This is a genomic window from Pseudomonas sp. fls2-241-TYG-175 (assembly GCF_030209155.1).
GTDB lineage: Bacteria > Pseudomonadota > Gammaproteobacteria > Pseudomonadales > Pseudomonadaceae > Aquipseudomonas > Aquipseudomonas viridiflava.
This window is the reverse complement of the sequence record NZ_JARVSO010000014.1, coordinates 46520-58394: the sequence shown is the minus strand read 5'-3', so window position 1 is coordinate 58394 and position 11875 is coordinate 46520. Positions and strand designations below refer to the sequence as shown.

The 11875-nt window shown below is 60.0% G+C and carries 11 protein-coding genes; 6 read left to right on the top strand and 5 right to left on the bottom strand.

The genetic code is table 11. The features are described 5' to 3' along the window. Positions 1-40: 40 nt before the first annotated feature. Positions 41-1264 (bottom strand): TolC family protein, encoded by a 1224-nt coding sequence (locus QRN20_RS11830; RefSeq protein ID WP_122413435.1) that lies wholly within the window; start codon positions 1262-1264, stop codon positions 41-43. A gap of 244 nt (positions 1265-1508) precedes the next feature. Here QRN20_RS11830 and QRN20_RS11825 point away from each other — a divergent pair, with 244 nt between their 5' ends. From QRN20_RS11825 to QRN20_RS11815, 3 genes are all read left to right on the top strand, one after another. Then, positions 1509-2183 carry a heavy metal response regulator transcription factor gene (locus tag QRN20_RS11825; RefSeq protein WP_004880256.1) on the top strand — a complete coding sequence of 225 codons (675 nt, stop codon included), beginning with the start codon at positions 1509-1511 and terminating at the stop codon, positions 2181-2183. Continuing rightward, entirely contained in the window at positions 2180-3571 is a 1392-nt protein-coding gene (locus tag QRN20_RS11820; protein WP_122413397.1) for a heavy metal sensor histidine kinase, read from the top strand. The genes QRN20_RS11825 and QRN20_RS11820 overlap by 4 nt, the downstream gene beginning before the upstream one ends. Before the next feature lie 96 nt (positions 3572-3667). Further along, positions 3668-4069: an MAPEG family protein gene (locus QRN20_RS11815; RefSeq protein ID WP_004880251.1), complete on the top strand. Its 402-nt coding sequence runs from the start codon at positions 3668-3670 to the stop codon at positions 4067-4069. Between the two features lie 376 nt (positions 4070-4445). Here the strand turns inward: QRN20_RS11815 and QRN20_RS11810 are convergent, their stop codons facing one another. Beyond that, positions 4446-4853, bottom strand: a complete 408-nt coding sequence (locus QRN20_RS11810) for a DUF1090 domain-containing protein (protein ID WP_025995654.1) — start codon at positions 4851-4853, stop codon at positions 4446-4448. Positions 4854-4907: 54 nt separating this feature from the next. Further along, complete coding sequence (gene ligB, locus QRN20_RS11805) at positions 4908-6590, bottom strand: NAD-dependent DNA ligase LigB (protein WP_122413396.1); 1683 nt, start codon at positions 6588-6590, stop codon at positions 4908-4910. Between the two features lie 243 nt (positions 6591-6833). On the opposite strand from ligB, the gene QRN20_RS11800 reads away from it, so the two are divergent. After that, positions 6834-7088, top strand: a complete 255-nt coding sequence (locus tag QRN20_RS11800) for an AbrB/MazE/SpoVT family DNA-binding domain-containing protein (protein WP_004880245.1) — start codon at positions 6834-6836, stop codon at positions 7086-7088. Further along, positions 7085-7411 carry a type II toxin-antitoxin system PemK/MazF family toxin gene (locus QRN20_RS11795; protein ID WP_096766782.1) on the top strand — a complete coding sequence of 109 codons (327 nt, stop codon included), beginning with the start codon at positions 7085-7087 and terminating at the stop codon, positions 7409-7411. Before QRN20_RS11800 ends, QRN20_RS11795 begins: the two co-directional genes overlap by 4 nt. On the opposite strand, the gene metK is transcribed toward QRN20_RS11795, so the two are convergent. Together metK and QRN20_RS11785 are read right to left on the bottom strand one after the other, a co-directional pair. Further along, positions 7356-8546: a methionine adenosyltransferase gene (gene metK, locus QRN20_RS11790; protein WP_004880242.1), complete on the bottom strand. Its 1191-nt coding sequence runs from the start codon at positions 8544-8546 to the stop codon at positions 7356-7358. The genes QRN20_RS11795 and metK overlap by 56 nt on opposite strands. A 20-nt stretch (positions 8547-8566) precedes the next feature. Further along, positions 8567-9562: an ArsR/SmtB family transcription factor gene (locus QRN20_RS11785; RefSeq protein ID WP_122413395.1), complete on the bottom strand. Its 996-nt coding sequence runs from the start codon at positions 9560-9562 to the stop codon at positions 8567-8569. Between the two features lie 258 nt (positions 9563-9820). Here QRN20_RS11785 and tkt point away from each other — a divergent pair, with 258 nt between their 5' ends. Next, positions 9821-11818, top strand: a complete 1998-nt coding sequence (gene tkt / locus QRN20_RS11780) for a transketolase (protein WP_122413394.1) — start codon at positions 9821-9823, stop codon at positions 11816-11818. Positions 11819-11875 lie beyond the last annotated feature (57 nt).

The window sequence follows — 11875 nt, the reverse complement described above, 5'->3', positions numbered from 1 at the left end:
CGCACGCTGCGGTGCGCTCGATAGGTGCGCAAAAAAGAAGTCAGGGTTTGAGGCTGAACCGGTCGAGGTCGCCATAGATGCGTTCGACGCTGACGCTGGCGTCGGTGGCCGTTGCCAGCGATTCCAGGTACTGGCTGCGGGCGGAAATCAGGGTGCGCTGGGCATCCAGCACTTCGAGGAAACCGAACTTGCCCATCTCGAAGCCACGCGTTGCCGTATCGACCGCGCGCTGCGCTGCAGGCAGGATGACCCGGTTGAACGACTCCACTTCGCGCGAGGCGGTGGCCCATTGATCAAGCGCCGACTGGATCTGGGTGCGCAGTTTCAGCTCCACGGCATTGCGCAGGTCGCGTGCCTGATCCGAGCGTCTGGCAGCAGAAAGGACGTTGCCCTGATTGCGATCGAACAAGGGAATCGGCATCGACAGACCGACCACGTTGATGCGCTCGCGATCTTCACGGCTGTACTGGCTGCCGACACTGACGGTCAGGTCCGGAACCCGCTTGGCCCGTTCCGAACCGAGCGCGGCTTCACGCTGGTCGATCTGGGCCTGGGCGAGGCGCAATTCGGCCGTTTCGTTGAGTGCGGTCAGTAGTCTGGCTGAAGGCGGCACCTTGCCGGGTGAGAGATCGGTGTAGTCCAGTCGGTCGAACGAGGCGGTCGGGGAGCCTGTCGCTCTAGCCAGCTCGCGGTAGCTGTTGATTTTCAGGGTCTCGGCGCGCCGTACCAGCAGGTCGGTTTCGGCCAGTTGCACCTGAGCCCGTGTCGCCTCGACCGGTGAGGTCTTGCCCGCCTGCACACGGCCTTCGGCCACTTGCAGGCCACGCTCGGCCAGTGAGCGGGATTGCCGCGCCAGATCCAGACCGGCCTGCGCACGGGCGGCGGCGTAGAACGCCTGAACCACCTCGGCACGCAACTCGTTGCCGCGCCGCTCAAGCTCGATCCGGGCGGCGTCCTGGCCACGGCTGGCGGCCTCGATTCGCGCCCCGCGCTTGCCACCCAGTTCCAGCGCCTGGCTGAGCATCACGGTGGTGGTTCGGGTCTCGCTGCGTGTGTCCTCCGCCTCCCAGGACGCTACCGGGTTGGGCATCAACCCTGCCTGCTGGCGTTCACCTTCAGCCACCCCTATTTCCCAGCGGGCGGCCGCAAGGTCAGGGTTCTCGGCAAACGCCGCTTCGATGGCCTGTGGCAGGCTCAACCCCTGAGCGATCGCCACCGGAGTCATCAATGGAAACAACAGCACGCACAGCGCACCCGTTCTGATGTGCGTCCACCCGGACGCCAGCCTAAACCCGAGCACGATCGTGGCTCTCCAGTTGCATACAACACCCCCGTCAGTGGAAAGAACAACCGCGCCAAAAGGGCTGTTGAACCTGAATGGGGAGGACTTTATGTAACCGGAGGTATCAGAGGGATTGCTGCAAAATTACAATTCCGTTATGTGCTGTGGAGGCTGGCTGTTTGCCCGTACACTGCGGATCAACCGACATCAGACAGGACATATAGCCATGCGAATCCTTGTAGTAGAGGACGAGCCGAAAACTGCCGAATACATGCATCAGGGTCTGACCGAAAGTGGCTATGTTGTCGATATCGCCGCCACCGGACTCGACGGGCTTTATCTCGCGCAGCATCAGGCTTATGACATCGTCATTCTGGATGTAAACCTGCCTGAAATGGATGGCTGGGAGGTCCTGGCCCGGCTCAGGAAAACCGTCAATACCCGGATCATGATGGTCACTGCGAGGGGGCGTCTGGAAGAGAAGGTCAAGGGCCTCGAAATGGGCGCCGACGACTATCTGGTCAAGCCGTTCGAGTTTCCCGAATTGCTGGCCAGAGTCCGCACCCTGATGCGTCGCTGCGAACAGCCCAGTACGCCGCAGGTCCTGCAGGTCGGAGATCTGGAGCTGGATCAGGGCCGTCACCGGGCCTTTCGTGGCAAACAGCGTATCGACCTGACCACCAAGGAATTCGCCTTGCTGCATCTGCTGATGCGCCACACCGGAGAGGTCATGTCGCGCACCCAGATCATTTCGCTGGTCTGGGACATGAACTTCGATTGCGACACCAACGTGGTCGAGGTTTCGATCCGTCGCCTGCGGGCCAAGATCGACGACCCGTTCGAAACCAAGCTGATCCACACCTTGCGTGGTGTGGGCTATGTGCTGGAAGTACGCGAATGAAACCCACGCGCCTCTCGACGCGGCTGGGCCTGACGGTCACCGCATTGAGTGCGTTTCTGGTGGTGATCATGGAGCTGTTCGCCTACGCGGCCATTTCCCATCAACTCGACCTGCGTGCAGAAGACAGCCTGAGGGAGAAATTCACCCAGATCGAGCATGGGCTCAGCGAAGGCTTTCTGTCGGTTGGAGACATCGTCCAGTATCCGCATACGCTGCGCGATCAGATTGTCGGTCATGACAGCTTTGCCCTGAGCATCTTCGACTCGAGCATGCCGCGCCAGCCACTGATGAATATCGGCAATGAAGAAGGCCGCAATTTGCCGCCGCCCGCAGCCGGTGGGCAGGATCAGGGCTTTCACGCGCTGGAGGCCAGCGAAGGTCACAAGCTGCTGGTGGGCTACAAGAACATTCGTCTCAAGACGGATGAAAACATTCTGGTCATGCTGACGCTGGACCGCAAAAACGACACCTCACTGCTGCATGCCTACATGATGTCCACCTTCATGATCCTGCCGGTGATTCTGTTACTGGTCGGGCTGGGTGCCTGGTGGGTTGTGCGCCGCGGTCTCAAGCCGCTGGGGGCGTTCAGGAAAGTGACCGCGCTGATTTCGGCCCGCGACCTGTCGCACCGCATGAAAGTGACCGGTTTGCCGGACGAACTGCGCGATCTGGCTCACGCCGTGAACTTCATGCTGCACCGGCTGGACGGCGACGTTCAGCAACTGTCGCAGTTCTCGGACGATCTGGCGCACGAGATGCGTTCACCCATGAACAACCTGATGGGCAAGGCGCAGGTGACGTTGTCGCGGCCCCGTCCGCCGGAAGAGTACAGACAGGCGCTCGAGTCCTGTACCGAAGAGCTGGAGCGCATGTCGCGCATGATCGCCCAGATGCTGTTTCTCGCCAGCGTCAGCCAGCCCTCGGCGCCGCTGGCGCTGGAGCCCATCGATCTGCGCGAGGAATCGGAAAAAGTGGCCGAACTGTTTTCGGCATCGGCTGAAGACCGTGACATCACCTTGCAGATCGAAGGCAACGGTAAGGCCATGGGCGACCGGCTGATGATTCAGCGGGCGATCTCCAACCTGCTATCCAATGCGATTCGTCATGGGGCGAGTGGCACCGCCATCACGATAAGGATCGTCACACACGTCGAAGACATTACGCTGGCGGTGCGCAATGCCGGGGAAGGCATTGATGCCGAGCACCTGCCACGCCTGTTCGACCGGTTTTACCGGGTTCACGTCAGTCGCGCCCGACAGCAGGGCGGTACAGGCCTGGGGCTGGCCATCGTCCGGTCGATCATGAGCCTGCATGAAGGCCAGGTGAAAGCCGAGAGCGAGCCTGGGCGGTTCACCACGTTCAGCCTGATTTTTCCTAAACTGGTGTAAGCCGGAAGAACCTTTGGGCCGCGTCCGGCTCTGAGCTTTAAGGCTGTTCGTGCCTGGCATGCTTCTAGATGAAGCCGACATAATAAGGATGGATGTATGACAGTAGCTTTCTGGTGTGTGCTGGTAGCGATCCTTTTGCCGATCGCCTGCGCAGGCATCGCCAAGGTCGGCAGCGGCAAATTCAAGCCCGGCAACAATCATGACCCTCGCGCTTTTCTCGACAAGCTGGAAGGATTTCCGAAGCGCGCACATGCCGCGCAACTGAACAGCTATGAAGTGACCCCTGCGTTCGCAGCGGCGGTGATCATTGCGCATGTCGCGGGCAACGCGCAGTTGGTCACCATCGACGTGCTTGCGGTGCTGTTCATCACCAGCCGCCTGCTCTACATCATCTTTTATCTGGCCGATCTGGCAGCGATGCGCTCCATCATCTGGCTGGTCGGGATGGGCCTGATCGTTGCCCTGTTCGGCGTATCGGCATTCCCTGCTGCGGCGTGATCGGCTGTGGCAGTCGCTTAAAACTGTGGGAAGCGCCATCACGTCTTTGACGTAGCACTATCGCGCAGCAAACATTTGACCGTGGGAGGCCCCACCACGTCTTCGACGTAGCGCTGTCGCGCAGCAAACTCAGTGGGAGCGGACTTGTCCGCGAAAAGGCCAGTACATCCGACGAATATTCATCGCCTGAAATACAGTATTCGCGGACAAGTCCGCTCCTACAAAAAATCGCGTTTCTTCAGTAAGTTACAGGTTGTTTGATAAGAGGCGGCTTGCCGGCGATGCAGTCGACGCGGTTTGCCAGGAAACCGCGTCATCGTTCATCGCCGGCAAGCCTCAGTGGATTACGCGTGGGTAAGCAGTTGCCAACGGCCGCTCATTCGTCCGGCTGTACTTTCTCAAGCTCTGCCTGCGCATCCTGCAATTCCTTGCGCGACTCGGCGAGCTTGTCCTTGCGCTTGTTGATCTTCTCCGGATCGCCCTTTTCCATCGCCTTGGTCAGGTCGGACTGGCGACGGCTGACTTCACGTTTGGCGTCCAGGACCTTTTGTTCGCGCTGTTTGACTTGCGACGCCTCGGTGCAGTTTGCATTGACCTCGGCGAGTGCTGTTTCCAGACCTGCCTGTTGAGCCTTGTTGCCTTCGCTCTTGGCTTCCTGAATCTTGCTGCTGATTTCCTGACTCTTGAGCAGGCACTCGGAAGGCGGTGCCTGTTCAGCGGCGAACAGAGGTGCAGCCAGTAACGTGCAGCTGGTGAAAAGAACCAGTGTTGATAAAAACTTCATATGAACTCCTTTTGAAAGCAACAACGCCCGGGCATAAAAAGTGAAACCCGGACTCTAGAAACCTGAAATACCTGAAACACGCAATTGCTGGCTCAATGCCTGTACTTGCGGATCGTTGAAGAATGCAACGAGCTTTGCCGCCCGTCCCGGACCGACGCCCGGTTCTGCCTGCCATTGTTCAGTACTGCGTGAGGCCAGCTGATCCCAATCGGCATCCAGTCGAGCGCTTCCTGCGGGCGGCATACCGATAGCCTTGAGCCATGTCTGGAACGGCTTTTGGCGGGCGGTTTGCAGGCTGGCGAACAGTTTAGCGCTGCTGCGCTCGGCAAGACCGGGAATGTTAACAAGCTCAGCCTGATCGAGTGTCATCCAATCGACCAGGCCGTTGATTTTCCCGCTTTCGATGAGCCTGTCCCAAGTGCCCGGCCCCACGCCACTCAAGGCCAGCCCCTTCTTGCCGCTGAGCCAAGTCAGCCGCGCCCGAAACTGGCTTTCGCAGCCCGACGTCGGTTGCCAGCAACTGAGTTCATGAAAGTCACTGGCCTGCGGAACATTCACCTCTGCCCGCTCGACACTGCGCGTAATCACACCGTCGAGCCGTGGAATGGTCAGCCCGGCCAGACTGATCGCCACCTGATCGCCGGGGCGGATATCCAGCGTCTGCCAGCGTTGCAGCGAGCCTGTACTGATTCGACTGACGGTCCGGTCGTCCAGACGTATCGGTGTCAGCTCAAGGATCGGGGTGATCCTGCCGCTGCGACCAATCGTGAAGCTGACCTTGCGCACCTCGGCCAGCGCTTGCGCATAAGGGTGCTTCCAGGCGGCGATCCAGTAAGGCGCTTTCGCTTGCCAGCGCTCGGAGGAAGGGCGTTCGCCCTGACGCATGATCACGCCGTCCGTGGCGAACGGCATCGGCGTCCGATACCAATGCTCGCGCCACTGCGCGGCCTGCGCATAACTCTCCAGCGCAAGCGTGTAGCGGGTGCTGTCGGCAAAACCCATGGCGTTCAAGCCTGCCAGACGCTCGCTCATGGTGGCCGGGCCATCAGGCCAGTCCCAGACGAACAGCCCGATGGTTTCTGCCTGCGCGAGGCTCAACGTTTTGCGTGCCAGCAGTCCGGCCACCTTGCTGCGTGCATTCACGCTGCCTGCCGACGCTTGCACATGTTCGGACAGCCGTTTGTACAACTCGCCTTGCAGCACAACGTCATCCGGCCACGGCAATTGCTGAGGAATGGCCTTGATCAACTGCGCCTGAGCCGTCCAATCCTGGCCATTGACCCCGTCGCCACGACTGATGGCCTTCGCCAGGCTGCCCCTGGAATAGACCAGCGTAACGGCCACGCCATCGACCTTGGGTTGAATCCACAGACCGGTCCGGCCCTTGAGCCAGGCCTTGACCGCCTTGTCGTCGGCCAGCTTGTTCACGCCCGTGTGTGCAATGGGATGCACCACCGAGCCGCCTGCGGTCTTCAGTGGATTTTCGTCCGACGCCGGAACGGCAAAACACGTACGCCATGTCTTCAGCTTCTGCCGCGACTGATCGTAAAGCTCGTCGGGAATTCGCGAGACGCCCAGACGGTGGTAACTGTCGTCCCATTCGGCGATCTGTTGTTGAAGTGAGAGGATCTCGGTTTGTGCCTGGGGCGCAGTCCAGTTCGGACACTGGCTGGCAGTCGTGAAGGGGGAAAGGGCGATCAGAAGGGCGCAGCCCATCAGGCGGGTAACAGACAGCATCGAAGCATCCTTGCTTGGGATTGGCTGGAGAAGGCTAGCTGTCGTCTGGATATGAGGCTTGTCGGCATGGTTACCGGGTTTTTCGACCCTGGCGCACTGAAGGTGATGGCATTCGTATCCAGCCGATAACTTCGCTCGCTGTTACAAAAGCGTCGATGATGACCGGCGGGTTTGGTGTAAATAACTGTTTGCGTAAGGGGGGTGACGCTTCTGCAATGTATCTACTATTTGGCGGGGTGTTGTATGGAAGTCAAAATTCAGCAGTGGGGCAATAGCGCAGCAATCAGATTGCCAGCCAATGTGCTCAAGCAGATGAGCCTGGTCATCGGTGATGTGCTGGTGCTGGATGTTTCCAGCGAAGTGATGACGCTCAAGCCTGCCAAGGCCAGACTGCATTACCAATTGGCCGACCTTATGGCCCAATGTGATTTGAATGCGTCCGAGCCAGAGGAGTTGGCTGGTTGGAACGCCATGCAACCCATAGGGCGTGAAGCGTGAAGCAGCACGGATTCAATCGCGCAGATATCGTCCGCATCAGCCTCAATCCAACCGCTGGCCGAGAACAGCAGCGCGATTTTCGTCCCGCGTTGGTGCTGACACCAGCAGCGTATAACGTCACCGGCCTTGCGATCGTTGCGCCTATCATACAGGGCGGTGATTTTGCGCGTTATTCGGGGTTCGCTGTTCCTTTGGGTGGGGCGGGAGTCCCAAACAAAAGCCCCCGGAGACTCACGTCGCCGGGGGCTTTTGATGACCGCAGGAGAATTACAGACCGGCAGCGGCGCGCAGGGCGTCGGCGCGGTCGGTTTTTTCCCAGGTGAAGGCGGTGAAGGTGTCATCGCCAACGGTCATTTCGACCGGGGTACGACCGAAGTGGCCGTAGGCCGCAGTGGCCTTGTACATCGGGTGCAGCAGATCCAGCATGGTGGTGATCGCGTAAGGACGCAGGTCGAAGTGCTCGCGAACCAGGCTGATGATCTTGTCGTCGGACAGCTTGCCGGTGCCGAAGGTGTTCAGCGAGATCGAAGTCGGTTGTGCAACGCCGATGGCGTAGGACACCTGAATCTCGCAACGCTCGGCGAGGCCCGCAGCGACGATGTTCTTGGCCACGTAACGGCCGGCGTAGGCAGCCGAACGGTCAACCTTCGATGGATCCTTGCCGGAGAACGCGCCGCCGCCGTGACGGGCCATGCCGCCGTAGGTGTCGACGATGATCTTGCGGCCGGTCAGGCCACAGTCGCCCACCGGGCCACCGATGATGAAATTGCCGGTCGGGTTGATGTGGAACTGAGTGTCCTTGTGCAGCAGGTGCGCAGGGATGACGTGCTTGACGATCAGCTCCATCACGCCTTCGCGCAGGTCTTTGTAGGAAACGTCCGGGTTGTGCTGGGTCGACAGAACGATAGCGTCGACGCCCACGACCTTGCCGTTTTCGTAGCGGCAGGTGACCTGGGATTTCGCATCCGGGCGCAGCCACGGCAGCAGGCCGGACTTGCGGGCCTGAGCCTGACGCTCGACCAGTTGGTGCGAGAAGGTGATCGGAGCAGGCATCAGTACGTCGGTTTCGTTGCTGGCGTAACCGAACATCAGGCCCTGGTCGCCAGCGCCCTGATCTTCAGGCTTGCTGCGGTCAACGCCCTGGGCGATGTCCACCGACTGCTTGCCGATGATGTTCATCACGCCGCAGGTCGCGCCGTCGAAGCCGACGTCGGAGCTGTTGTAGCCGATGTCGAGGATGACGTTACGCACGATGTCTTCCAGATCGACCCAGGCCGAAGTCGACACTTCGCCAGCGATGATCGCCACACCGGTCTTGACCAGTGTTTCGCAAGCCACACGGGCGTATTTGTCTTCAGCGATGATGGCGTCCAGAACCGCGTCGGAAATCTGGTCGGCGATCTTGTCCGGATGCCCTTCGGACACGGACTCGGAGGTGAAAAGTGAGTATTCGCTCATCTCTACGGGTTTCCTTCATTTTACCGATGGTGAGTGTCGCCAGCCGGTCGCTGAAAATGGCGAACCTGGATCTGGAAACCATTACGTAAGCCTACATAGAGGCTTTCCCCGGGAACTAGCCCCGCAGCGATGGCCCAACGGGCCAGGTCTTCCTGCTCGAAACCTAACCAGAGATCGCCACAGGCCTCCCTGGCCCAGCTCTGGTCATGACTACACAATTCTGTTACCAGCAAGCTACCGCCGGGTTGTACGCATTCGGCCAGTTGCGCCAGCGCTTCGGCCGGTGCGGCGAAATGATGGAGCACCATATTCAGTACGACGCAGTCGGCGCGTACTTTACTGTCTGTCAGTGCATCGGCCAGCTTCAGCTCGACATTAAACAGCGCCTTGCGCTGACACAGGTCGCGGGCCAGTTCCAGCATTGCCGGGCTGTTGTCCATCGCGATCACGTGCCTGAAACGTCTTGCCAGCTCCGGGAGAAAGCCGCCGTCGCCGGGGCCTACTTCCAGTGCCGTTGCCTCGCTGCCGAAGCTGAGTTTGTCGAGCAGCGTCAGCAGGCTTTCACTGTACTGGGCAAGGCCTGCGATCAGGTCCTGCTGGGCGCGAAACTTTTCCGCGGTCCGGGCAAAGAAGTCCTGACTGGCGAGCGCCCGCTGCCGATGCACCAGACCAATACGCCCTTGAACCTCATCCGGCAATGCCAGTGTGTCCACTTCATCGAGCAGGGCGGCGTGCAATCTGCCGCCGGGCAAGTGGGTGTGGGGCAGGGCGCGGCGGTAAAAAATCGCATTGCCCTCACGCCGGGTCGCCACCAGGTCAGCCTGCGCCAACACCTTCAAGTGGTGACTCATGCCCGACTGACCTATAGCGAAAATCTGCGCCAGTTCCAGCACGCCAAACGAGTCGTTGGTCAGCGCACGCAGAACGTTCAGTCGCAACGGATCGCCGCCGGCCTTGCACAATGCAGAGAGGTCGTCGCATGCATCATGGCGGATTGCAGGCACACGCAGGTTCATAGGGTCCGCAGTCTAGTGATCGATTCATGAGCTCGCAAGGCCAATATCAAAAAGTTTTGATATTGCTTGATGGGTGGCGCCTGTCGATCCTGCTGAACTTGTCGCAAGCTGTCGTTATCCAGTAGTAACAGGCTAATTAATGTCCACAACACAGGAAAAAAGCCTAAGGTCCACTATCTGTGATTGCCCCCGGCCGGTCCCTGAGGGAAAATGGCCGCCTTTTTCAGATCCCAATCCTTTACTGTCAGGAGATCAGCGATGCCAAGCCGTCGTGAGCGTGCCAACGCTATTCGTGCCCTCAGCATGGATGCCGTGCAAAAAGCCAACAGCGGCCATCCGGGTGCCCCCATGGGCATGGCGGATATCGCCGAGGTTCTTTGGCGCGATTATCTGAAGCACAACCCGGCCAACCCTGCGTTCGCTGACCGTGACCGTTTCATCATGTCCAACGGTCACGGCTCGATGCTGGTCTATTCGTTGCTGCACCTGACCGGTTATGACCTGTCCATCGACGACCTGAAGAATTTCCGCCAGTTGCACAGCCGCACGCCGGGTCACCCCGAGTACGGTTACACACCGGGCGTTGAAACCACCACCGGACCGCTGGGTCAGGGCTTTGCCAACGCGGTCGGTTTCGCCGCTGCCGAGAAAACACTGGCGGCGCAGTTCAACCGTCCGGGCCATTCCATCGTCGATCACCACACCTACGTGTTCATGGGTGACGGCTGCATGATGGAAGGCATCTCTCACGAAGTCGCCTCGCTGGCCGGCACGCTGCAACTGGGCAAGCTGATCGCTTTCTACGACGACAACGGTATCTCCATCGACGGCGAAGTCGAAGGCTGGTTCACCGACGACACCCCGAAGCGTTTCGAGTCGTACGGCTGGCAGGTCATCCGCAATGTCGACGGCCATGACGCCGACGAGATCAAGACCGCCATCGACACCGCTCGCAAGAGCGATCAGCCGACCCTGATCTGCTGCAAGACCACCATTGGTTTCGGTTCGCCGAACAAGCAGGGCAAGGAAGAGTCCCACGGTGCTCCGCTGGGCGCTGATGAAATCGCCCTGACCCGTGCTGCTCTGAAGTGGAACTACGGTCCTTTCGAAATCCCGGCTGACATCTATGCCGAGTGGAACGCGAAGGAAAAAGGCCTGGCTGCCGAAGCCGAGTGGGATCAGCGTTTCGCGGCCTACTCCGCTGCTCATCCTGAACTGGCCAACGATTTCATCCGTCGCATGAGCGGCGAGCTGCCAGCCGACTTCGCCGAGAAATCGGCAGCCTACGTGGCTGAAGTCAACGCCAAGGGCGAAACCATCGCCAGCCGTAAAGCCAGCCAGAACGCCCTGAGCGCACTGGGCCCGTTGCTGCCTGAGATCCTCGGCGGTTCGGCTGACCTGGCCGGTTCCAACCTGACCATCTGGAAAGGCTGCAAGAGCATCACCGGCGAAGACCCTAACGGCAACTACCTGCACTACGGTGTACGTGAGTTCGGCATGGGCGCGATGATGAACGGCATCGCTCTGCACGGCGGTTTCGTGCCGTACGGCGCAACCTTCCTGATCTTCATGGAATACGCCCGTAACGCAGTGCGCATGGCTTCGCTGATGAAGAAGCGCGTGATCTACGTATTCACCCACGACTCCATCGGTCTGGGCGAAGACGGCCCGACTCACCAGCCGATCGAACAATTGACCAGCCTGCGCACCACGCCGAACCTGGACACCTGGCGTCCAGCCGATGCGGTGGAATCCGCCGTGGCTTGGAAATACGCCATCGAGCGTAACGACGGTCCTTCGGCGTTGATCTTCTCGCGTCAGAACCTGCCTCACCAAGCGCGTGACGAAGCCCAGTTGACTAACATCGCTCGCGGTGGCTACGTGCTGCGCGACTGCGTCGGCGAGCCTGAGCTGATCCTGATCGCCACTGGCTCGGAAATCGGTCTGGCCGTTCAGGCTTACGACAAACTGATCGAGCAGGGCCGCAAGGTTCGTGTGGTGTCCATGCCATGCACCAGCGTGTTCGAAGCTCAGGATGCGATGTACAAGCAGGACGTTCTGCCCCTGCAGGTCAGCGCGCGCATCGCCATCGAAGCGGCGCATGCCGACTACTGGTACAAGTACGTCGGTCTGGAAGGCCGCGTGATCGGTATGACCACCTTCGGCGAGTCGGCGCCTGCGCCTGCGCTGTTCGAAGAGTTTGGCTTCACGCTGGAAAACGTCCTGAGCACTGCGGAAGAGCTGCTCGAAGGCTAAGCACGACGCGTCCCCCTCGCAGGGACGCGTTTGTTTGCCCGCAAACGGATTGCCCGG

Excerpts from the sequence above, each read along its gene's own strand:
- QRN20_RS11825 (WP_004880256.1), top strand. The coding sequence starts at position 1,509 with ATGCGAATCCTTGTAGTAGAGGACGAGCCGAAAACTGCCGAATACATG.
- QRN20_RS11820 (WP_122413397.1), top strand. The coding sequence starts at position 2,180 with ATGAAACCCACGCGCCTCTCGACGCGGCTGGGCCTGACGGTCACCGCA.
- QRN20_RS11815 (WP_004880251.1), top strand. The coding sequence starts at position 3,668 with ATGACAGTAGCTTTCTGGTGTGTGCTGGTAGCGATCCTTTTGCCGATC.
- QRN20_RS11810 (WP_025995654.1), bottom strand. The coding sequence starts at position 4,853 with ATGAAGTTTTTATCAACACTGGTTCTTTTCACCAGCTGCACGTTACTG.
- ligB (WP_122413396.1), bottom strand. The coding sequence starts at position 6,590 with ATGCTGTCTGTTACCCGCCTGATGGGCTGCGCCCTTCTGATCGCCCTT.
- QRN20_RS11800 (WP_004880245.1), top strand. The coding sequence starts at position 6,834 with ATGGAAGTCAAAATTCAGCAGTGGGGCAATAGCGCAGCAATCAGATTG.
- metK (WP_004880242.1), bottom strand. The coding sequence starts at position 8,546 with ATGAGCGAATACTCACTTTTCACCTCCGAGTCCGTGTCCGAAGGGCAT.
- QRN20_RS11785 (WP_122413395.1), bottom strand. The coding sequence starts at position 9,562 with ATGAACCTGCGTGTGCCTGCAATCCGCCATGATGCATGCGACGACCTC.
- tkt (WP_122413394.1), top strand. The coding sequence starts at position 9,821 with ATGCCAAGCCGTCGTGAGCGTGCCAACGCTATTCGTGCCCTCAGCATG.